Consider the following 22573-nt stretch of genomic DNA (forward strand, 5'->3'; position numbering starts at 1 on the left):
ATGGCAGAGCGGGTTACTTTGCGCGAGGTCGGCCTGCGCGACGGCATCCAGATGGCGGCCAGCTTCCTTCCCACCGAACGCAAGCGCGAATGGGCGTTCCGGTTGCGCGATGCCGGGCTGCGCGAGATCGAGCTGACCTCTTTCGTGCCGCCCCGGGTGGTGCCGCAATTCGCCGATGCGGCAGAGCTGGCCCGGATCGTCCCGGAACTGCACGGGGTGGTCGCCTCGGCGCTGGTTCCGAACCTGAAGGGCGCGGAAAACGCCCTTGCGGGGGGGATAAGGCATCTCAATTTCGTGCTGTCGATTTCCGAGGCGCACAGCCTTGCCAATGTGCGGCGCACCACCGACGAGGCCATCGCCGAGTTCCACCGCATCGCCGCGCTGAAGGACACGCCGGCCGGGCGCGGCATGGTGCTGGGGGTGGGGCTTGCGACCAGCTTCGGCTGCACGCTGCAGGGGGCGGTCGATCCCGGGCGCGTCCTTGACGTGGCCCGGATCGTGGTCGCGGGCGGCGCGGATGAGCTGATCGTCGCGGATACGGTCGGCTACGGCAATCCGGCGCAGGTGCGCGACATGCTGCCGCCGATCATCGACATCGCCGCCGGCCGCCGGGTGATCTGCCATTTCCACGACACGCGGGGCCTTGGTCTCGCCAATGTCGCGGCCGCGCTGGAAACCGGGGTGCGGGCGTTCGACAGCTCGCTTGCCGGTCTGGGGGGCTGTCCCTTCGCCCCCGGCGCCACCGGCAACATCAACACCGAAGACACCGCCTTCATGCTGGAAAGCATGGGCTTTGCCACCGGGATCGACATCGGCGCCCTGCTGGAACTGCGCCGCGACGTCGAAAGCTGGCTGGGCGACGAGCGCTATAGCGGCGCCATCGCCCGCGCCGGATTGCCCAAGACCTATCAGCCCGTTGCATGAAAGACCCGCAGGAATGAACCAGGACCCCGTCAGCCTCGACCTTGGCGAAGACTATCCCGAACTTCGCGACTCGATCCGCCGCATCTGCGCCCGCTATCCGCTGGACTACTGGGCCCGGCTGGATGAAGAATCGGGCTATCCGACCGAGTTCGTGGCGGAACTGACCGAAGGCGGGTTCCTTGCGGCGCTGATCCCCGAGGAATATGGCGGCGCCGGCCTGCCCCTGCGGGCGGCGGCCGTGGTCCTTGAGGAGATCAACGCCAGCGGCTGTCAAGCCAGCCCCGCCCATGCGCAGATGTATATCATGGGCACGCTGCTGCGCCACGGAACCGAGGAACAGAAGCGCAAATACCTGCCGGAAATCGCCGCGGGCACGCTGCGGCTGCAAGCCTTCGGCGTGACCGAACCGACTACGGGTTCCGACACCACCCAACTCAAGACCCGCGCGGTGCGCGAGGGCGAGCATTACGTGATCGACGGCCAGAAGGTCTTCACCTCGCGCGCGCTCCATTCCGACCTGATGCTGCTGCTGGCGCGTACCACGCCGCTGGACCAGGTGGCGAAAAAGACCGACGGCATCTCGGTTTTCCTGATCGACCTGCGCGAGGCGCGGGGCAATGGCGTCGAGATCCGCCCGATCCGGGCGCTGATGAACCACAACACCACCGAGGTCTTCATCGAGAACCTGCGGGTCCCCGCCTCGGCGCTGGTGGGTGAAGAGGGCAGGGGCTTTCGCTACATCCTCGACGGCATGAACGCCGAGCGGATCCTGGTCGCCTCGGAATGCGTGGGCGACGGGCGCTACATGGTCAAGCGCGCGGTGGAATACGCCGGCGAGCGGGTGGTGTTCGGCCGGCCCATCGGCGCGAACCAGGGGGTGCAGTTCCCCATCGCCCGCGCCCATGTCGAGCTTGAGGCCGCCGACCTGATGGCCCGCAAGGCGGCGGCCCTGTTCGACGCCCACCAGCCCTGCGGGGCCGAGGCGAACATGGCCAAGCATCTGGCCGCCGAGGCGACCTGGAAGGCCGCCGATACCGCGCTGCAGACCTTTGGCGGCTTCGGCTACGCCAGCGAATACGGGATCGAGCGCAAATGGCGCGAATGCCGGATCTACCAGACCGCGCCGATCTCGACCAACCTGGTGCTGGCTTACGTGGGGCAGCACGTCCTCGGCCTGCCGCGGTCCTATTGAGGCGGCCATGGACAGCATCACCCTGAAGGCTGCGCAATTCGTCACCGGCTTCGATGCCGGCACGGCGCCCGAGGCCGCCCGGCACGCGGCGCGGATCGGCTTTGTCGATTGCATCGGCTGTATGCTGGCCGGCGCGGCCGAACCCGCCGTCGATCTGGCGGCGGTGATCGCCACGCCCATGCCGGGCAGCAACGAGGCCGCCCCGGCCGTCAACGGCAGGTTCTACGGCGCCGGCGACGCGGCGCTGATCAACGGCGTGGCCGGGCATGTGCTGGATTTCGATGATGTGGCGCTGGCCGGCCATCCCAGCACCGTGCTGGTGCCGACGATCCTGGCGCTGGGCCACGAGCAGCACTCGACCGGCGCCGAGGCGCTGGCCGCCTGGCTGGCCGGTTATGAGCTTTGGGCGCATCTGGACGAGATCGAGCCCGGCCATCTGCACGACCGCGGCTTTCACCCGACCGCGGTGATGGGGACGCTGGCCTGCGCCGCGGCGGCGGCAAGGCTGCTGGGGCTGGATGTCGGGCAGACCCGCCACGCCTTGGCGATCGCGGCCTCGCTGGCCGCGGGGCTGGTGGCGAACTTCGGCTCGATGACGAAATCGCTGCACGCCGGGCGCACCGCGCAATCGGGCATCCATGCCGCGCGGCTGGCCAGCGCCGGCTATACCGGCAGCGCCGATGTGTTCGAGCATCGCACCGGGTTCCTGCGCGCCTTTTCGCCCTCGGGGACGCCGCAGCTGGACCCGGCCGGGTTTCGGATCGGAGAGGTCTCTCTGGCCGAAAGATACGGGGTCAATCTCAAGCGCTATCCGACCTGCTACGCCACCCACCGCGCGCTTGACGCGATGCTGGACCTGGTCCGGCAGCACGATCTTGCACCCGATACGGTTGAAACGATCCACGTCCACACCGGCGCTACGCAAAAGTTGATGCTGCGCAACAGTCGCCCGCAGACCGGGCTGGAGGCCAAGTTCTCGATGGAGTTCGCCATGGCGGGGGCCATCGTGCAGCGCCGGCTGGGGCTGGACGAGCTGACCGACCGCTTCGTGCAGCGCCCCGATGTCCAGGCGCTGCTGGAACGGGTCGAGGTCACCGCCAGCGAGGACAAGGCCGGCGCCGACCTGCCGAATGCGCCCTTCGATCTGGTCTGGGTCGATACCACCGACGGCCGGGTCCTGCGCTACGAGCCGGTCGCACACGCGCGCGGCAGCTGGCAGTTGCCGCTGGAGCGCGCGGAGATCCGCGACAAGTTCCTGGATTGCGCCAGCCGCAAGCTGCCGCAGGCGCGTGCGGGGCAGCTGTTCGACAGGCTCTGGACGCTGGAAGATATCCGCGATTTGCGTGAGATAGCACTGATATGATTTCGCGTCCCCGCCGTTCGGACGGCGGGGCACCCCTCTGCAGTCAAGATGCGAAGGCCAAGATGAACGACCTGCCGACACGACAAATCCCCGGCGTCTACCATCGTCGCTTCGGCGAGGTGCTGGTGACCGCCTTGTCCGACGGCTTCGTCGAGATGGGCTACGACATCTTCCGCGAATTCTCGCGCGACGAGGTGGACCGGATGATGGCGCGCGACCACCGGATCTCGCCGCCGCGCATCTCGGTCAATTGCTTTCTTCTGCGTGGCCCGATGGGGCGGGTGCTGATCGACACCGGCTCGCAGGACAATTTCGGCCCCACCGCCGGCAAGCTGTTTGAAAACCTTGCCGCCGCGGGGGTCGACCCGGCCAGCATCGAGCATGTGCTGCTGACCCATTGCCACCCGGACCATTCCGCCGGGCTGACCGATACGCGGGACGGGCGTCGCCTGTTCCCCAATGCCCGGCTGATCGTGAACCGCAAGGAGATCGCGCATTGGTTTTCCGACGAGGAACGCGACCGGGCGGATGAACGCAAGCGGCTGCGCTATTTCGACTGGACGCGCGCGCAGGTCGGCCCCTATCGCGACGCCGGGCTGCTGGACGAGGCCGGGGACGGCGACGAGGTGCTGCCGGGCGTCACCCTGGTGGAATGCGCCGGCCACACGCCCGGCCATTCCACTTGGGCGATCCGTTCGCAGGGGCAGCAGATGATCGTCTGGGGCGATCTCGCCCATGTTCCCGAGGTGCAGGTGGCGCGGCCCGGCGTCTCGATGAGCTTCGATCACGATCCCGACCTGGCGGCGCGCAACCGGATCGCGCTTTTGCAGCGCATCCATGACGAGGACATGCTGGTCGCCGGGATGCATATCCATTTTCCCGGCTTCGGATGGCTTATGCGCGACGGCGACGGCTGGCGCATCGCGACCGAGCAATGGGCCTTCGAGATCTGAGCGGAAAAGAGCAGGACATGGCAAGAACCCCCACCATCCGCGAGGTCGCGAAACTGGCGAAAGTGTCGATCGGCACGGTGTCGCGGGTGATCAACGAGGCGACGGACGTGACCCCGCATATCCGCAAGGCCGTCGAAAGCGCGATCGAGGAACTGGGCTACGTGCCCAATGCTGCCGCGAAATCCATGCGGATGGGGCGCAGCCGCACGGTGGGGTGCATCCTGCGCGAGATCAACATCGCCCAGCTGGGCGGCTTCGTCTCGACGGCGCAGAACGCGTTCATGGAGGCGGGCTACGCCCTGCTGATCGCCAATTCCGAAGGGCGCCGCCAGCGCGAGATCGAGCTTTTGCGCAGTTTTTCCTCGGGCCAGGTCGACGGGGTGCTGATGGGCCCCTACACCCCCATCGAGGGCGAGTTCGAAGAGATCCTGCGCGACCTGCCGGTGCCGCTGGTGATGATCGACCGCGACCAGCCGGCGTGGTGCGAGGCGGTCTATGCCGACCACGAGGGCGGAACCCGCAAGGCCACCAGCCACCTGCTGCGCCTGGGCCATCGCCGCATCGCCATCCTGACCGGCCCGCGCCAGCTGCACCCCGGTGCCGCCCGCGTGCGGGGGTTCCTGCAGGCCCATGCCGACATGGGCATCGAGGCGGACCCCGCGCTGATCGTGGCGGAAAGCTTTCTGCGCGACCATGCCTATCGCGCCACATCCTCGCTGCTGGGGCTGTCGAAACCGCCCACCGCGATCATCGCCGGCGGCATCGACATGCTGTCGGGCGTGCTGCGCGCCATCCGGACCCGCGGCCTGACGATTCCCGACGATATTTCCGTGGTCGGATCGGGGCGCAACGACCTGAGCGACCTGCACCAGCCCCCGATCGGGGTCATCGGCTGGGACCAGAACGAGGTGGGGGCAACGGCGGCGTCGCTGCTGCTCGACCTGATCACCCACGGCAAGAGGGAGGAGCCGCGCCGTGTCATCATACCCACGAGTTTCGACCCCCAGGGGTCCTGCATGCCGCCGCGCCAGGCGGAAGGCCGGGACTGAGGGGCAGCGCCGCGGCCGCTGAGCCCGGCGTAACGCCAAGATCTGCACATGCCGGGCGCCCTGCGGGGCGGGCGGAACCGGGCGGCCTCTGCGTCGCCCGGAACGGATATCTGCGTTCGCGGTGACGCAGCGCTGAATGGAGAGGTTGCAATGGCCAGCGAAATCAGACTTTTCACCCCTTTCACCCTGCGCGGCGTGACGCTGAAAAATCGTGTCGTCATCTCGCCCATGGGCACCTATTGCGCCGAGAACGGCCGGCTTCAGCCGTTCCATCACACTCATTATCCCGGTTTTGCCATGGGCGGCGCCGGGCTGGTCATGGTCGAGCAGACCTCGATCACCCGGCGCGGCCGGATCACCAATGGCGATCTGGGCATGTGGGAGGACGGGCAGATCGAGGGGATGCGCGCCCTTGCCAGCCATGTGAAAGCCTACGGCGCCCGGATCGGCATCCAGCTGAACCACGGGGGCCGCAAAAGCGCGATGCAGCGGGCGTTCCGCGGCAACGGCCCGCTGACCGAGCGCGACCTGGCCGCCGGCGAAGAGATCTGGACCCCGCTGGCGCCCTCGGCCCTGCCGCTGGGCGAGGGCTGGCAGATGCCCGAGGAAATCACCGCCGGGCAGCTCGACGGGTTGCGCGACGCCTGGGTCGCGGCGGCGCGGCGGGCGGTTCTTGCCGGCTTCGACCTGATCGAGATCCACATGGCGCATGGCTATCTGCTGCAGAACTTCCTGTCGCCGCTGGCGAACCAGCGCCAGGACGGCTACGGCGGCAGCCTGGAAAACCGGATGCGCTTTCCGCTGGAGGTGGTCCGCGCCGTGCGCGAGGTCGTGCCCGCGTCCATGCCGCTGTTCGCCCGCATCTCGGCCACCGACTGGATCGAGGGCGGCTGGACCATCGACGACAGCATCGTGCTGGCGCGGGCGCTGCAAGAGGCCGGGATCGACCTGATCGACTGCTCGTCGGGCGGCAACCTGCGCACCGGTGCAACCAATTCCAGCCTGGGCCGCGGCCCGGGTTATCAGGTGCCCTTTGCCGACCGCATCCGCGCCGAGGCGGGCGTGGCCACCGCGGCGGTCGGCATGATCCGCACCCCGGAGTTCGCCGAGCGCATCCTGCAGGCCGGGCAGGCGGATCTGATCTGCATCGCCCGGCAGGCGCTGTTCGATCCGTTCTGGGCGCATCACGCGGCCGAAACGCTGGGGGTCAATCAGGGCTTTGCCGACTGGACGCCGCAATATGGCTGGTGGCTGGAGAAATGGGCCAAGGCGCTGGCCGCCAATGGTGAATCGCCCATGGGTCCCGAGGTCTTCCCTCGGGCCGCCAACGCGGAGGCCTGACATGACCATCAGGATCTGGCACCAGTCCGTCAACGAACTGACCCGCATCGCGGCCTACAAGCGCGGCATCGAAGACCATGCCGCCCGCTTTCTGGGCAAGGATGCCGAGGTACACGTCCACGGCCTAGCCGAGGGCACCTATGGCAAGCTCAGCCCCAGCGACGCGCTGGGCAACGCCTATCTTTACCACCGCGTCCTGGGCCCGATCGTCGAGCAGGCGGTCGAGGCCGAGCGCCAGGGCTACGACGCCTTCGTCATGGGCTCGTTCAGCGAACCCTATCTGCGCGAGATGCGCACGGCGGTCGATATCCCCGTGGTGTCGCTGACCGAGGCGGCGCTGCTGACCGGCTGCGCGCTGGGCACAAGGATCGGGCTGATCTCGAACGCGCCCAATGTGGCCTACATGACCCGGCTGTCGGTGGCCAAGCATCATCTCGAGGCGCGAGTCAGCGCTGTCACCTCGCTGGTGCCGGGCATGGACGAATACGCGCTGATCGCCGCCCGCGACGAGCCCTCGGCGCTGATTGCGGCCTTTATCCGCAGCGCCCGGGAACTGATCGCCGAGGGCGCCGAGGTGATCGTGCCGGCCGAGGGGGTCATGGCCGAAATCCTGGCCGCCCACGGCCTGACGAGGATCGACGATGCGGTCGTGCTGGATGTGTTCGCCGCCGCCTGGGTGCAGGCGCTGGGGCTTGTGCGGCTGCGGCGCGGGCTGTCGGTCACCGTCAGCCGCGCCTGGGCCTACAGCCGGGGCGGCAACTGAAACGAAGCGGGGAGGAGGAACCCGAACATGGCATCTGCCGGAAACATGATTGGCGCGTATCTGGGGGATTTCGCCGGGCGCGAGATCGCGCCGCCGGTCCGCGACAAGGCGCTGATGTGCCTGCTCGATACGCTCGGCCTTGCGGTGTCGGCCCGGGACGAACCGACCGGGCGGGCGGCGCTGGCCCTGTCCCGGCCGCTGCCCGAGGGCAGCCCCGATACTGCCGGGGCCTGGATTTCGGGCGCGCGGCTGTCGCCGTCCGAGGCGGCCTTCGCCAATGGCGTCGCGGCGCACGCCCATTTCCAGGACGATACCGACATGCCGTCCTGGACCCATCCCGGCTCGCTGGTGCCGCCCGCGGTACTGGCACTGGCCGAGCGCGAAGGCGCCAGCTTGGAAACCGCCTTGCGCGGGTTGATCGCCGGCTACAGCGTCATCAACTGGCTGGGCCGCGACGAGGTGGTGGCGCGCCGGCTGATCGCGCGCGGCTTTCGCACCAGCCCCAGTTTCGGCACCATCGCCGCGGCTGCCGGGGCGGCGGTGGTGCTGGGGCTTGATCCGGCGCAGGCGGCCTCAGCTGTTTCCATCGCCGCCTCGACCACCGGCGGCACGCTTGAGCCGGTGCGGGCCGGGGCCGACGAATGGCGCGTCCAGAACGGCCGGGCCGCCCAAGGCGGGCTGATCGCGGCGCTGCTGGCGCAGGCCGGCGTGCAGGGCGCCCCCGAGGCGCTGGACGGGCCCAAGGGCTTTCTGGCCACGCTGGCCGGGATGGACGCCCGCCCCGATGTCTGGGAAAGCCCGCCCGACCCCGCGATCATGCTGGAAATCCTGTGCAAGCCCTATGCCACGCTGGGCGACAATATGCCGGCGGCCATGGCGGCGCAGAAGCATTTCCGGGATGGCGTCGACCCCGGTGCTATCGAGGCGATCGAGGTCACGCTGTGGAAGCCCTTCACCGAATATCCCGGCACCAACTACAAGGGCCCGTTCGAGCGGCTGGTGCAATGCCAGGCCAGCACCGCCTTTGCGGTCGCGACCATGCTGACCCAGGGCGACATCACCTATGAGATGGGCAACAGCCTGCGCGCCGATCCGGCGGTCCTGAACCTCGTCGCGCGCACCACGGTGATCCCGGACGACCCGATCGGCCCGCTGGATGCGCGGGTGGTGCTGGTGATGAAGGACGGCAGCCGCCGCGAGGCGGTGACCGCGGATGTCCCGCGCGAGCTGATCTTCCTGACCCGGGACCGCGCGCTGTCGGTCTTTGACGCGCGGCTGGCGGCGGCAGGCGCCGCCCCGGGGGCGGGCCGGGCGCTTGGCGAGACGTTGTTTGCCGAGGGCGGCGGGGATCTTTCGGCCAGCGCGGCGCTGGCCGCGATCCGGGGGCTCTGGGCATGAACATGATCGCCAGAGCCGAAACCCCGCTGCTGTTCCGCCCCTGGACGGTGCGCAGCGTGACCCTGAAGAACCGCATCGTGGTGTCGCCCATGGGCACCTACAGCGCCGAGGACGGCCGGCTGACCCCGTTCCAGTTCGCGCATTACCAGCGCATGGCGATGGGCGGCGCCGGGCTGGTCATCATGGAGCAGACCTTCGTCACCCGGGCCGGGCGGGTCTCGAACGGCGATCCGGGGCTCTGGGCCGACAGCCATATCGAGCCGATGGCCCGGCTGGTCAGCGAGATGAAGCGCTACGGCGCGAAAACCGCCATCCAGATCAGCCACGGCGGCCGTAAGGGCGGCCAGCAGCGTGCGCACGAAGGGAACGGCCCGATCGGCGAGCGCGATCTCGCCGCCGGAAACGAGCGGCTGTTCCCGATCGGCCCCTCGGCGCTGCCGCTGGCCGAGGGCTGGCTGACCCCGGCCGCGATGAGCGAGGCGCAGATCGAGGGGGTGATCGACGCCTTTGTCGCCGGGGCGCGCCGTGCCATCCTGGCCGGCTTCGACCTGCTCGAGCTGCATCTGGCGCATGGCTATCTGTTGCAAAGCTTCCTGTCGCCGCTGGCCAACCAGCGCCAGGACCGCTGGGGCGGCAGCCTGGAAAACCGGATGCGCCTGCCGCTGACGGTGGTGCGGGCGCTGCGCGGGATCATGCCGGATTCGATGCCGCTGTTCGCCCGGCTGTCGGTGACGGACTGGATCGACGGCGGCTGGACCGAGGACGACAGCATCGTGCTGGCGCGCGAGTTGCGGGCGGCCGGGGTCGATCTGATCGACTGTTCCTCGGGCGGTAACATGCGGGCGGGGGCCACCAATTCCAACCTTGCGCGCGGGCCGGGCTATCAGGTCGCGCTGTCCGACCGGCTGCGGTGCGAGACCGGGATGCCGACGGCGGCGGTCGGAATGATCCGCAGCCCCGCCTATGCCGAGCGGTTGCTGCAAGAGGGCAAGGCCGACCTGATCTGCATCGGCCGCCAGATGCTGTTCAATCCGTTCTGGGCGCGCCACGCCGCCTGGCAGATGGGGGTCGATCCGGGCTTTGCCGACTGGCCGGAACCCTATGGCTGGTGGCTGGACAAATGGGCGCGGGCGCTGGCCGCGGCCGGGGAAGACCCCCTCGGGCCCGAGCATTTCCCGCCGGAGGAGCCGTGATGATGAACTGGGGCGAGGAACTCGCGCCCATGCGGGAACGCTATGGCGCGCGGATCGGCATCGTGGATGCGGACGGCCAGCACCGCATCGGCGACGTGCTCGACCGGGCCGCAGGCATCGCGGACGAGTTGCGGCGCCTCGGGTTCGGGCCGGGGGATTTCGTCGCCACGGTGTTTCATAATTCCGCCCTTGCCGCCGCGGCCAGCTATGCCGTCGCATTGGCCGGGGCCACCGAGGTCCCGGCCAACCCCGCGCTGAGCGAGGCCGAGCTGGCCCATGTCATGGCCTGCAGCACCGCCCGCCTTGCGCTGGTCGACGGGGCGGACCCCTTGCCCGCCATCCCGGCGCGGCTGCTGGACGTACGCGCCATCGCGCCGCGGGCCCTGACCGCGCAGGGCTGGCCCGATGTCGCACCGGACGCGCCGTCGCGGATCGTCTTCACCAGCGGCACCACCGGCCCGGCCAAGGGGGCGATCCACAGCCATCGTGGGCGCTGGACGGGCACGCTGATGCTGCGCGCGGCGCTGCCGCTGCTGCCGGACGGCGCGAACCGCATCCTGCTGATGACGCCGTTTTCGCATGGCAGCTCGCTGCTGACCTTTGCCTTTCTGGCCGAGGGGGCCAGCGTGCATCTGTTGAGCGGCGTCGATCCCGAAACGGTGCTGCCGCTGCTGGCCTCGGGGTCGATCACCGAGGTTTTTGCGCCGCCCACCGTGCTGGCAAAGCTGACCGCCGCCGCAGCCGCGCCGGAACATGCCGGCCGGCGCTGGCCCTTGCGCATGATCCTGACCGGCACCGCGCCGCTGACGCCGTTGATCTACCGGCGCGCGGTCGATTGCTTCGGCCCGATCATCCGAGTCACCTATGGCAAGAGCGAAATCTTCAACCCGATCACCGTCCTCGATCCCGCCGAGACGGCCGAGGTCTATGCCGAGGGCGAGGCTGCGGGCGAGGGGCTTTGCGTCGGCTGGCCGGCCAGCGGGGTGCGTATCGCCATCCGCGACGAGGCGGGCGGCGCGCTGCCGCCGGGCGAGACCGGCCGCATCCACCTGCTCAGCCCGCATCTGTCGCAGGGCTACATGACGCTGGACGGTGCGCGCATGTTGGCGCCCGGCGAATACCACGACACCGGCGATCTTGGCCGCATCGACGCGCGCGGGCGGCTGTTTCTGGTCTCGCGCCAGTCGGACATGATGAAGACCGGCGGCTACAAGGTCTCGCCCGACGAGGTCGAACGCGTGCTGGCCCCGTATCTGCCGGAAACCGAGCTGATCGTGCTGGGCTATCCGTCGGACTACTGGGGCGAGATCGTCACGCTGGTGGCCGCCAGCCCGCCCCCGGACTGGCTGGACCGCCTGGAACCGGCGCTGAAGCAGCTGACCGGCTACAAGCGGCCCCGGCTGTTCGTCACCATCGACGAGCTGCCCCGCAACAGCATCGGCAAGATCGCCCGCGCCCAGCTGCGCCGCTGGATCGGCGCGCATTACCAGCTTGTGGAACAGCCGCGGCCGCAACTGCGTCCCCGCCATGCCGGAGCCGAGCAATGACCGGGTTCGAGCAGGTTCCCGCCGTCTATCACCGCCTGGTCGGGGACTGCCTCGTGACCACGATCTGCGACGGCTACATGGCCTATGACACGCTGGAAATCATGCGCGACGCCGACCACGCCAAGCTGCGCCGCTTCCTTGAGGCCGAGACCCGCGTCTGCCCGCCGGTGGTCTCGATCAACAGCTTCCTGATCCGCGACGGGGCGCGGGTGATCCTGGTCGATTGCGGCTCGGGCGAGATCATGGGGCCGACCTGCGGGCGGCTGCCCGAGCTCATGGCGCATCTGGGCGTGGCACCCGGGGCGGTCACGGATATCCTGCTGACCCATGTCCACCCCGACCACTCCTGCGGGCTGACCGATCCCGCAAGCGGGCGGAAACTATTTCCGAATGCGCGCCTGCACCTGCACCGGGCCGAGATCGACCACTGGTACGACGACGCGGCCCGCGCCCGCGCCACCGAGCGGCAGAAGCGGGTCTATTTCGACGCGGCCCGCATCCAGCTTGGCCCCTGGCTTGCCGATGGCTCGGCCCGCCCCTTCACCGAGCGGCACGAGGTGCTGCCCGGAATCACCGCCTTGCCCTCGACCGGCCACACGCCGGGGCACAGCTGCTATGTCCTGCGCTCGCGCGGCGAGGCGATGATCGTCTGGGGCGATACCGTCCATATCCCCGAGGTCCAGCTGGGCGATCCCGGCGTGGGGATGATCTTCGACAGCGACTCGGCCGCCGCGGCGCTGTCCCGGCGGCGCATCCTGCAGCTTTGCGTCGATCAGGATCTGCTGGTCGCGGGGATGCATATCCATTTCCCCGGCTTTGCCCGGATCCGCAGGGGCCACGAGGGCGCGTTCCGTTTCGTTCAGGAACAATGGTTCCACGCGCCCAACCACGGCCACGACCCCGCGGTCTGGCAGCCGCCCTGCGCGAAGGAGCAAGGATGAACACGATGTGGATCTGCCATTCCCCGCAGCCGGGGGGCCCGGAAGCGCTGCGCTTTCTGACCGCGCCGCGCCCGCAGCCCGGCCCCGCTCAGGTGCTGATCCGGGTCGGCGCGGTGGGCGTGAACCGGCTGGACGCGATGCAGCGGGCGGGAAACTATCCGCTGCCGCCCGGCGTCAACCCGGTCCTGGGGGTTGAGGTCGGCGGCGAGGTGGTCGCGACCGGCCCCGAGGTCCGCGGCATCGCCGTGGGCATGCGGGTCGCGGCCCTGCTGGAGGGCGGCGGCTATGCCGAGTTCGCCCGCGCCGATTATCGCCACGTCGTCCCGGTGCCGCCGGACTGGGACGATATCCGCGCGGCCGCGGTCATCGAGACCTTCTGCACCGCCCATGAAACCCTGTTCGAACTGTCGCGCCTGGCCCCGGGCGAGCGGGTGCTGATCCACGCCGGCGGCTCGGCCGTCGGCAGCACCGCGATCCGCATGGCGCAGGCGGTCGGGGCCGAGATCGCCACCACCACCGGCCGCGAGGACAAGGCGGCACGGCTGCGGGCGATGGGCGTGCCGCATGTGCTGAACTATCGCGAAGGCGACTTTGCGACGGCCCTGCGGGAAATCTGGCCCGAGGGCGTCGACGTGATCGAGGATTTCGTCGGCCCCGCCTATCTGGCGCGCCATATCGACCTGCTGCGCTGGCGCGGGCGGCTGGCCTTTGTCGGGCTGCTCAGCCAGGGCGCGGCGGAACTGGATATTGCCCGGGTGCTGACCCGGATGATCCAGCTGCGCGGCTTTACCCTGCGGCCGCATTCGGCGGCGGAAAAGGCTGCGGTGGTGGCGCGGTTCCGCCAGCGCTGGCTGCCGGAACTGGTCGCCGGCCGCATCGCGCCGGAAATCCACGCGGTCCTGCCCTTCCGCGATGCGGCAGAGGCGCATCGCATTCTCGAAACCGCCGATAATTTCGGCAAGATCGTCCTGCGGATGTGATCCCGGCACGGATATGAAAGGCCACCGACCATGTTGCTGTCGCAAATGAGAACCCCCGAGGGGACGATCAGGGTCCTGCTGCGCGAGGACGGCGGACCCGCCCGGGAACTGCCCGAGGCCGAAAGCCTTTATGCGCTGGCGATGCAGGCGATCGCCCGGGACATCCCGCTGGCCGCGCTGATCGAGGGTCTTGCGCAAGGCGCCGCCCACGACCCCGAGGAGCTGGCCCGCGACAACCGCTACCTGCCGCCGCTGACCCATCCCGATCCGACGCATCTGCATCTGAGCGGCACCGGGCTGACCCATCTGGGCTCGGCCGCCACACGGGCCGAGATGCATGGCAAGCTGCAGCAGGAAACCGACATGACGGATTCGATGCGCATGTTCCGCATGGGGCTCGAGGGTGGCAAGCCCGCCGGCGGAGAGGTGGGGGTGCAGCCGGAATGGTTCTACAAGGGCAACGGCCATAATCTGGCGGCGCCGGGTGCGGCGCTGGTGTCGCCGGCCTTCGGCGAGGATCTGGGCGAAGAACCGGAACTGGCCGGCATCTACGTGGTCGGCCCGGACCGCCGGCCGTGGCGGCTGGGGTTCGCGCTGGCCAACGAGTTCTCGGATCACGTCACCGAACGCGGCAACTACCTGTGGCTGGCCCATTCCAAGCTGCGCCCGGCCAGTTTCGGCCCGGAAATCCGGCTGGGCGACTGCCCGCCGGATGTGCGCGGCACCAGCCGGATCCTGCGCGACGACCGGCCGATCTGGGAAAAGCCCTTCCTGACCGGAGAGGCCAACATGTCCCACAGCCTTTCCAATCTGGAACATCATCATTTCAAATACGAGCTGTTCCGCCAGCCCGGCGACGTGCATGTGCATTTCTTCGGCACGGCAACGCTGTCGTTTGCCGATGGGGTCAGGGTGCTGCCGGGCGATGTCTTCGAAATCTCGGCCCCCGGCTTCGGCGTCGCCCTGCGCAACAGCGTCACCACCGCCCCGGCGCGGGACGCAGCCGAGATCGCGCCGCGGGCGCTGTGACACGGGCCTTGCGCCGGAAATGAGGCCACGCTTGCGGCCGCGCCCCGCCGGCGCGGTCATGCCGAAAGCCGGCCCCAATTCTGGCCCCATATCATCCGGCAATCTGGCTCTATCTTCCCGGCCGGTTTCGGCGCAATCAAGGGTGGCCCCCCTTTCATTCGTCGGAACCGCAGCCATGTCCCTTGACCTTTCCCAGAACGACCTGTCGCATGTGGTCGAGGCCGACCGCGCCCATGTCTGGCACCATCTCAGCCAGCACAAACCCTATGAAACCTTGGACCCGCGGGTGTTTGTCGAGGGGAAGGGGATGCGGCTCTGGGATACGAAGGGCAGGGAATACCTCGATGCCGTCTCGGGCGGCGTCTGGACGGTGAACGTGGGCTACGGCCGCGAAAGCATCGCCAACGCGGTGCGCGACCAGCTGCTGCGGCTGAACTATTACGCCGGGGCCGCCGGCAACGTGCCCGCGGCGCTGTTCGCCGAAAAGCTGGTGGAACGGATGCCGGGGCTGACCCGGGTCTATTATTCCAACTCGGGCTCCGAGGCGAACGAGAAAGCCTACAAGATGGTGCGCCAGATCGCGCATCGCCACTACAACGGCAAGAAGTGGAAGATCCTCTACCGCGAGCGGGACTATCACGGCACCACCATCGGCACGCTCGCCACCTCGGGGCAGCCGCAGCGGGCCGAGCAATACGGCCCCTATCCCGACGGGTTCGTGATGGTTCCGCACTGCCTTGAATACCGCAAGCAATGGGATGTCGAGAATTACGGCCAGCGCGCCGCGGATGCCATCGAAGAGGTGATCCTGCGCGAAGGCCCCGATACCGTCGGCGCCATCGTGCTGGAGCCGGTCACCGCCGGCGGCGGCGTGATCGTGCCGCCCGAGGGCTACTGGCAGCGCGTGCAGGAGATCTGCCGCAAATACGACATCCTGCTGCATATCGACGAGGTGGTCTGCGGGCTGGGCCGCACCGGCAGCTGGTTCGGCTATCAGCAATACGGGATCGAGCCGGATTTCGTTACCCTGGCCAAGGGGGTGGCCTCGGGCTACGCGGCGATTTCCTGCACCGTGACCACCGAGCGGGTGTTCGAGATGTTCAAGGACGACCCCGCCGACCCGATGAGCTATTTCCGCGACATCTCGACCTTTGGCGGCTGCACCTCGGGTCCGGCTGCGGCACTGGAAAACATGCGCATCATCGAGGACGAGGGGCTGCTGGCCAATACCGAGGCGATGGGCGAGCGTTGCCTGGCCAACCTCCAGGCGCTGATGGACAAGCACAAGGTGATCGGCGACGTGCGCGGCAAGGGGCTGTTCCTGGGGGCCGAGCTGGTCGCCGACCGCACCACGAAAGAGCCGCTGGACGAAAAGCGCGTGCAGGCGGTGGTGGCCGACTGCCTGGCGCAGGGCGTGATCATCGGGGCGACCAACCGCTCGCTGCCGGGGCTGAACAACACGCTGTGCCTGTCGCCCGCGCTGATCGCCACCCCCGACGACATCGACCGCATCACCGACGCCATCGACGCGGCGCTGGGGCGGCTGCCGGCCTGACGCTTGATCCGCGGCGGTATTCCGGGGACTGATGGACCCCGACACCGCCGCGGATCGCCCTGATGCCCATCCCCACCGACGCCTTCTTTCTGGACCACGCCGACGGCCTGCCCCTGCAGGTGCAGCTGCGGCGCCAGATCATCGCCGCGGTGGCGGCCGGCCGGTTCCGCCCGGGGGAAAAACTGCCCTCGACCCGCGCGCTGGCCAGGCATCTGGGGGTGGCGCGGGTGACGGTGGCGCAGGCGTTCGCCGAGCTCGTCTCGACCGATTACCTCAGCAGCCGGGACCGTTCGGGGCATTACATCTCGGACACCGTCGAGCGGCGGCTCGAGGCCGAACCGCCGGCCCCGGCGGCGGCGGGTTTCGACTGGGGGCAGCGGATCGACGGCCGCTTCCTGCGGGCGCAACGCCGGGATCGCGACCACGACTGGCGTCGCTTTGCCTATCCCTTCGTCTACGGCCAGGCGGACCCGACGCTGGTCGACCACGCCGCCTGGCGCGACTGCGCCATGCGCACGCTGGGACGGAGAGAGTTCGATGCCGTCACCGGCGATCTCTACGACGCCGACGACCCCGAGCTGGTCGACCACATCGCCCGCCAGATCCTGCCCCGGCGCGGCATCAGTGCCGGGCGCGACGAGATCCTGCTGACCATGGGCGCGCAGAACGCGCTGTGGCTGGTGGCGCAGGTGCTGCTGCGCGCCGGTACCGCCTGCGCCATCGAGGACCCGTGCTATCCCGGCCTGCGCGAGATCCTTGCGGCGCGGGGGGCAAGGGTGCTGCCGGTGCCCGTCGACGGCAGCGGCCTGCCGCCCGACGCCATCCCGACCGGGGTCGCGGTCGTGTTCACCACCGCCAGCCACCAGTGCCCGACCAATTCCACCATGCCGCTGGCGCGCCGCAAGCAGCTGCTGGCGCGTGCGCAGGCGCAGGGCTTTGCCGTGGTCGAGGACGACTACGAATTCGAGATGTCCTTTGCCGGCGCGCCGTCGCCCGCGCTCAAGGCCATCGACCGGGCAGGGGCGGTGATCTATGTCGGCTCGTTCTCGAAATCGGTGTTTCCGGGGCTGCGGCTGGGCTATCTGGTGGCCGACCCGCGCGTCATCGCCGAGGCGCGGGCGCTGCGCGGCATGATGCTGCGCCACCCGCCCGGCCACATGCAGCGGACGCTGGCGCATTTCCTGTCGCTTGGGCACTACGACGCGCAGGCGAACCGGATGCGCCGCGCCTATGCCAGGCGGCGCGAGGTGATGCTGGCCGCCATGGCGGCCGAGGGGCTGCGGCTGGCCTCGCCCGAGGCGACGGGCGGGTCCAGCTTCTGGCTGGCGGCGCCGGGGGGCGTGGATTCCGCGGAACTCGCCGCGCGGCTCAAGCAGCGCGAGGTGCTGATCGAGCCCGGCGCGCCGTTCTTCCACCAGCCGGCCGCGGGGCAGGGCTTCTTCCGCCTCGCCTATTCGTCGATCCCCTCGGAGCATATTCCCGAGGGCATCCGCCGCATCGGCGCAACGCTGCGAGACCTGGGCGGCTGAGCGGGGCCGGAGGGACCGGCCCGGGGCGCGGTGTACTGACCCCGCTCAAGGTTGCGGTTCGTCCGGCAGAGTCCGTCATTGCCAGACGCGGCCGCGCCCCTCCGCTACCCCCGCAGAACCCGGTAGATCACCGGGATCACCAGCACCGTCAGCAGCGTCGAGCTGGCCACCCCGAACAGCAGCGAGATCGCCAGCCCCTGGAAGATCGGGTCCGCCAGGATCACCGCCGCGCCGATCATCGCCGCGATGCCGGTCAGCAGGATCGGCTTGAAGCGGATGGCCCCGGCCTCGATCAGCACCTCGGTCAGCGGGCGGCCATCGCGTTGGGTGTGGCGGATGAAATCCACCAGCAGGATCGAGTTCCTGACGATGATCCCTGCCAGCGCAATGAAACCGATCATCGAGGTGGCCGAGAACGGCGCCCCGAACAGCCAGTGCCCCAGCATGATCCCGATGAAGGTCAGCGGCACCGGAGTCAGCACCACCAGCGGCAGCTTGAACGACCGGAACTGCGCCACCACCAGGATATAGATGCCCAGCAGCGCCACCATGAAGGCCGCGCCCATGTCGCGGAAAGTAACCCAGGTGACCTCCCATTCGCCGTCCCACAGCAGCGTCGGCGCGGATTCGTCGGCGGGCTGGCCGTGCAGGCTGATGACGGGGCGGGGCAGGTCGGTCCAGTCCTGCGCTTCCAGCGCGTCCTGCACGGCCAGCATCCCATAAAGCGGGGCCTCGAAATCGCCGGCGAGCTCTGCCGTCACCATTTCCGCCGCGCGGCCGTTGCGGCGGAAGATCGGCAGCGAGGCGCGTTCCTCGACCACCTCGACCACGTCGCCCAGCTCGACCACGCCGCGGTCGCCCGGCAGCACGTTGGCGGGGATGGGGGTGGTCAGGAAATCCTCGTCCATCACCCGCTGCGCGCGGGGGCGCTCGATGCGGATCGGGATCGGCGGGCGGCCCTCGCCGCGATGAGAATAGCCGACCAAGGCGCCCGAGTTCAGCAGCCCGATTGTGTCCAGCACGTCGCGTTCCTCGACGCGGAAGAACTCCAGCTCGTCGGTCGAGATCACCGCCCGCAGCTTGCGCGGCGCGGTGCCGTAGGAGTTGTCGATGTCGACGATGAAGGGGACGGATCGGAACGCATCCTCGACCCGCGCTGCCACGTCGCGGCGCGTGGCGGCGTCGGGGCCGTAGATCTCGGCCAGCAGGGTCGCCATGACCGGCGGGCCGGGCGGCGGCTCGACCACCTTCAGCACGGTGCCGGCGGGCATGGTGGCGGCGCGCAGCCGCTCGCGGATCTCCAGCGCGATGTCGTGGCTGGCGCGGTCACGCTCGGCCTTGGGGCGCAGGTTCACCGCCACGTCGCCCAGCTGCGGCTGGCTGCGGTGGAAGCTGTGGCGCACCAGCCCGTTGAAATCGAAGGGCGCGGCGGTGCCGGCATGGGTCTGCACCGAGACCACCTCCTCCATCCCCAGCAGGATGCCCGCGACCTCTTGCGCCACCGCGTCGGTATCCTCGACCGAGGCGCCCTCGGGCAGGTCGATCATCACCGCCAGTTCGGACTTGTTGTCGAAGGGCAGCAGCTTGACCGTCACGTCGCGGGTGTAGAACAGCGACAGCGACCCCGCGGTCAGCGCCAGCACCAGCGCCAGGAACAGCCAGCCCCGCGCCTTGCTGGCCAGCAGCGGCCGCGCCACCATGGCATAGGCGCGCCCCAGCGCGCCCCCGCCATGTGCGGCGCCGGCGTGGCCGGTCATCGGCGCGCGCCCGGCGATCTTCATCATCAGCCAGGGCGTGACCATCACCGCGACGAAGAACGAAAAGATCATCGCCGCCGAGGCATTGGCCGGGATCGGGCTCATATAGGGGCCCATCATCCCCGACACGAACAGCATCGGCAGCAGCGCCGCCACCACGGTCAGCGTGGCGACGATGGTGGGGTTGCCGACCTCGGCCACCGCCTCGATCGCGGCCCTTGCGCGGGGGCGGCCGTCGTTCATCGCCCAGTGGCGGGCGATGTTCTCGATCACCACGATGGCGTCGTCGACCAGGATGCCGATGGAAAAGATCAGCGCGAACAGCGACACCCGGTTCAGCGTGTAGCCCATGATCCAGGACGCAAACAGCGTCAGCAGGATGGTGACCGGGATCACCACCGCGACCACCAGCGCCTCGTGCCAGCCGATGGTCAGCCAGACCAGCGCGATGATCGACACCGTGGCAAGCGCCAGATGGAACAGCAGCTCGTTGGCTTTTTCGTTGGCGGTCTCGCCATAGTCGCGGGTGACCTCGACGGTGATATCGGCGGGGATCAGCCGGCCCTGCAATTCATCGACCCGGTGCAGGATGGTTTCCGCCACCGTCACCGCGTTCGAGCCGGCGCGCTTGGCGACGGCCAGCGTCACCGCGGGCGCGCGCAGGGGCTGGCCGTCCGCGCCGTTGGTGACGGTCGCCACCATCGAGTCGGCGGTGTCGGTGGCCAGCGTCACGTCGGCGACGTCGCGCAAGTAAACCGGGCGGCCGTCGCGGGTGGTCAGCAGCAGGTTCCCGATCGCCTCGGGCGTGGCCAGGGTTTCGCCGGCCACAAGCATGATCTGCTGGCCGGCGTCGCGGATATGGCCGGTGGGAAAGGCGCGGTTGGCGCCCTGAACCTTGCCGGCCAGCTGCTGCAGGGTCAGCCCGTACAGCGCCAGCCGCGCCGGGTCGGGGGCGATGCGGATCGCCTCGTCCACGGCGCCGACCAGATAGGTCAGGCCGACATCCTCGATCTTGGTGAGCTCGGTCTGCAACTGCCGGGCGATGCGGGTCAGGTCGTTGGCGGTGACCTGCCCGGCGGAGCCGGGCGCGGGGGCCAGGGTCAGCGACACGATCGCCACGTCGTCGATGCCGCGCCCGACGATCAGCGGTTCGGGGATGCCCAGCGGGATCCGGTCCATGTTGGCGCGCAGCTTGTCGTGGACGCGCAGCACCGCGGTGTCGGCCGAGGTCCCGGTCAGGAAGCGCGCGGTGACCAGCACCCCGTCGTCCCGGGTCTGGGAATAGACGTGCTCGACCCCGTCGATGCCCTTGACGATCTGCTCCAGCGGCTCGGTGATCAGCTTGACCGCATCGGGGGCCTTGAGCCCCGGCGCCTGCACCTGGATGTCGATCATCGGCACCGAGATCTGCGGCTCTTCCTCTCGCGGCAGCGCCATCAGCGCGATCAGCCCGAAGGCCAGCGAGGCGATCAGCAGCAGCGGCGTCAGCGGCGAGGCGATGAAGGCGCGGGTCAGCAGCCCCGCCAGGCCAAGGCGAGGGGCGTCGTCGCGGGGTCCATCGTCGTGCGGGCCGCGGTCGCGGGGGGCGTTGGCAGTCATCTCAGGGCAGCAGCACGGTATCGCCGGCGTGCAGGCCGGTCAGGATCTCGACAAGGGCGGCGCCGTCCAGCTCCAGCACCTCGCCCGGCACCACCGCGCGCTCGACCTCGGCATCGCCCTGGCGGATGCGCACGAAATCCAGCCCGGAATGCGAGCTCAGCGCCGCCTGCGGCACCAGCAGCGCCTGACGCACCCCCACCGGCACCCGCACCAGCACGCGGGCGTCGACGAAGCTGGCGTCCAGCCCCTCGACCTCGACATCGGCGATGACGCGCCCGTTCTCGATCTGCGGGTAAAGCTTGGCCAGCCGGCCCGGCATCACCGCACCGTTCGAGGTGATCTGCAATTCCGCTCCCTCGCGCAGGTCGGGGGCGTGGCGTTCGGGAATGGCCAGGCGCAGGAAGAAGCCGCCGCCCGCGATGGTCGCCACCGGCTCGCCGCCCATGATCACCGCGTCGCGGGTGACGGGCACGGTCAGCACCCGCCCGTCGACCGGGGCCAGCACCTCGCCCTCTTCCGCCTGCTGCAGGGCGACGTCGCGCTGCGCCTTTGCCGCGGCGATCTGGTTCTGCGTCACGCTGACGTCGGTTTCCAGCTGCTCGAGCCGCTGCGCGGTGGACACCCCGCGCTCGACTAGCGAACGCCCGCGGGTCAGCTCCGCCTGCGCACGGTCCAGCTGCGCCCCAAGCGCGCGCAGCTGCGCGTCGATCGCCGCGATCTGGAAGCTGATCTTGTCGTCGCGCACCAGCGCGATCTGCGTGCCCGCCGCCACGCTGTCGCCCTCGCTGACCGAAAGCTCGACCACCGTGCCGCCGATCCGCGCCCGCGCCGGCACCAGGTCGCGGGCCTCGACCCGGCCATAGACGGCCTTCCACTGCGGGATGTCTTGTGGCGCAAGCAGCAGGGTCTCGGCCGCACTGACGGCCGAGGCAGCGGTGACCAGGACCGCGATCAGCAGCGAACGCATGGTTTCGGGCCTCCGTTCGGCTGTGGTTCAGGCGGCGTGCCCGGGCCGAAAGCCGAGCTTGCGCAGCATGTTGGCCGCGGGACAGATGCCGGTAAAGGCCGATTGCAGCAGGTTGGCGCCGACGAACAGCGTCAGCCAGACGAAATGCGGCGACACCCAGACGGTCAGCGCGACCGAAACCAGGACCATGATGCCGGCAAAGGCGCGAACGGCGTTTTCAAGGGTCATGAGCGATTCTCCTGCTTGAGGGTACTTTTCAATGTGCGCATATTTGAAGGTATAAACAAGGAACAATCATCTGCCCGCAATGTCGCAGGGTGCAGGTCGCGCGGCGGGCAAGGGGCAGGCGGGTTCGACCTGCCGGCGGTGCGGCGCGTCGTCCGGGTTGGACAGGTGGTTCGGGTGGAAATGATAGGCCTCCGCCCCGGCCCCTCTCTGCCGCGCAAGCGTCGCGAACCACGACGCCGGTGGCGAAGGCGGCGTCCAGCGGATA

Annotated in this window: 18 protein-coding genes; 15 read left to right on the forward strand and 3 right to left on the reverse strand. The window is 69.3% G+C overall.

Translation table 11 applies throughout. The features are described from left to right. The 15 genes from RSP45_RS14860 to RSP45_RS14930 all read left to right on the forward strand — a co-directional run bounded on the left by RSP45_RS14860 (position 1) and on the right by RSP45_RS14930 (position 17757). A complete protein-coding gene (locus RSP45_RS14860) occupies positions 1-924 on the forward strand; it encodes a hydroxymethylglutaryl-CoA lyase (protein ID WP_415392517.1) in 924 nt (307 codons plus the stop codon). A gap of 13 nt (positions 925-937) precedes the next feature. After that, positions 938-2116 (forward strand): acyl-CoA dehydrogenase family protein, encoded by a 1179-nt coding sequence (locus RSP45_RS14865; protein ID WP_415392518.1) that lies wholly within the window; start codon positions 938-940, stop codon positions 2114-2116. Between the two features lie 7 nt (positions 2117-2123). Beyond that, positions 2124-3479, forward strand: coding sequence for an MmgE/PrpD family protein (locus tag RSP45_RS14870; protein ID WP_415392519.1), 1356 nt, complete (start codon positions 2124-2126; stop codon positions 3477-3479). Positions 3480-3541: 62 nt separating this feature from the next. Next, the gene (locus RSP45_RS14875; RefSeq protein ID WP_415392520.1) at positions 3542-4432 is read left to right on the forward strand and encodes an MBL fold metallo-hydrolase; all 891 of its coding nucleotides are present in this window, start codon (positions 3542-3544) and stop codon (positions 4430-4432) included. A gap of 17 nt (positions 4433-4449) precedes the next feature. Further along, positions 4450-5481, forward strand: a complete 1032-nt coding sequence (locus tag RSP45_RS14880; RefSeq protein ID WP_415392521.1) for a LacI family DNA-binding transcriptional regulator — start codon at positions 4450-4452, stop codon at positions 5479-5481. Positions 5482-5631: 150 nt separating this feature from the next. Beyond that, positions 5632-6822 (forward strand): NADH:flavin oxidoreductase/NADH oxidase, encoded by a 1191-nt coding sequence (locus tag RSP45_RS14885; protein WP_415392522.1) that lies wholly within the window; start codon positions 5632-5634, stop codon positions 6820-6822. Between the two features lies 1 nt (position 6823). Next, entirely contained in the window at positions 6824-7585 is a 762-nt protein-coding gene (locus tag RSP45_RS14890) for an aspartate/glutamate racemase family protein (RefSeq protein ID WP_415392523.1), read from the forward strand. 27 nt (positions 7586-7612) lie between these two features. Beyond that, on the forward strand, positions 7613-8983 hold the full coding sequence (locus RSP45_RS14895) for an MmgE/PrpD family protein (protein ID WP_415392524.1): 1371 nt from the start codon (positions 7613-7615) through the stop codon (positions 8981-8983). 2 nt (positions 8984-8985) lie between these two features. Continuing rightward, positions 8986-10176, forward strand: a complete 1191-nt coding sequence (locus tag RSP45_RS14900) for an NADH:flavin oxidoreductase/NADH oxidase (protein ID WP_415392525.1) — start codon at positions 8986-8988, stop codon at positions 10174-10176. After that, complete coding sequence (locus tag RSP45_RS14905) at positions 10176-11723, forward strand: class I adenylate-forming enzyme family protein (protein WP_415392526.1); 1548 nt, start codon at positions 10176-10178, stop codon at positions 11721-11723. Before RSP45_RS14900 ends, RSP45_RS14905 begins: the two co-directional genes overlap by 1 nt. Further along, positions 11720-12664 carry an MBL fold metallo-hydrolase gene (locus RSP45_RS14910; RefSeq protein WP_415392527.1) on the forward strand — a complete coding sequence of 315 codons (945 nt, stop codon included), beginning with the start codon at positions 11720-11722 and terminating at the stop codon, positions 12662-12664. Before RSP45_RS14905 ends, RSP45_RS14910 begins: the two co-directional genes overlap by 4 nt. Beyond that, positions 12661-13644, forward strand: a complete 984-nt coding sequence (locus RSP45_RS14915; RefSeq protein WP_415392528.1) for an NAD(P)H-quinone oxidoreductase — start codon at positions 12661-12663, stop codon at positions 13642-13644. The genes RSP45_RS14910 and RSP45_RS14915 overlap by 4 nt, the downstream gene beginning before the upstream one ends. Positions 13645-13674: 30 nt before the next feature. Further along, positions 13675-14673 carry an AraD1 family protein gene (gene araD1 / locus RSP45_RS14920; protein ID WP_415392529.1) on the forward strand — a complete coding sequence of 333 codons (999 nt, stop codon included), beginning with the start codon at positions 13675-13677 and terminating at the stop codon, positions 14671-14673. Positions 14674-14848: 175 nt separating this feature from the next. Further along, positions 14849-16228 (forward strand): hypotaurine--pyruvate aminotransferase Tpa, encoded by a 1380-nt coding sequence (gene tpa / locus RSP45_RS14925; protein ID WP_415392530.1) that lies wholly within the window; start codon positions 14849-14851, stop codon positions 16226-16228. 62 nt (positions 16229-16290) lie between these two features. Next, on the forward strand, positions 16291-17757 hold the full coding sequence (locus tag RSP45_RS14930; protein WP_415392531.1) for a PLP-dependent aminotransferase family protein: 1467 nt from the start codon (positions 16291-16293) through the stop codon (positions 17755-17757). Between the two features lie 104 nt (positions 17758-17861). Here RSP45_RS14930 and RSP45_RS14935 read toward each other — a convergent pair whose 3' ends face one another. From RSP45_RS14935 to RSP45_RS14945, 3 genes are read right to left on the reverse strand one after another with little or no spacing between them, the layout of a single operon-like run. Further along, positions 17862-21113 carry an efflux RND transporter permease subunit gene (locus tag RSP45_RS14935; RefSeq protein WP_415392532.1) on the reverse strand — a complete coding sequence of 1084 codons (3252 nt, stop codon included), beginning with the start codon at positions 21111-21113 and terminating at the stop codon, positions 17862-17864. Position 21114: 1 nt separating this feature from the next. Then, on the reverse strand, positions 21115-22080 hold the full coding sequence (locus RSP45_RS14940) for an efflux RND transporter periplasmic adaptor subunit (protein ID WP_415392533.1): 966 nt from the start codon (positions 22078-22080) through the stop codon (positions 21115-21117). A 27-nt stretch (positions 22081-22107) separates the two neighbouring features. After that, the gene (locus RSP45_RS14945) at positions 22108-22308 is read right to left on the reverse strand and encodes a DUF2892 domain-containing protein (RefSeq protein WP_073063925.1); all 201 of its coding nucleotides are present in this window, start codon (positions 22306-22308) and stop codon (positions 22108-22110) included. Positions 22309-22573 lie beyond the last annotated feature (265 nt).

Source organism: Paracoccus sp. SJTW-4 (genome assembly GCF_047716885.1).
Lineage (GTDB): Bacteria > Pseudomonadota > Alphaproteobacteria > Rhodobacterales > Rhodobacteraceae > Paracoccus > Paracoccus solventivorans.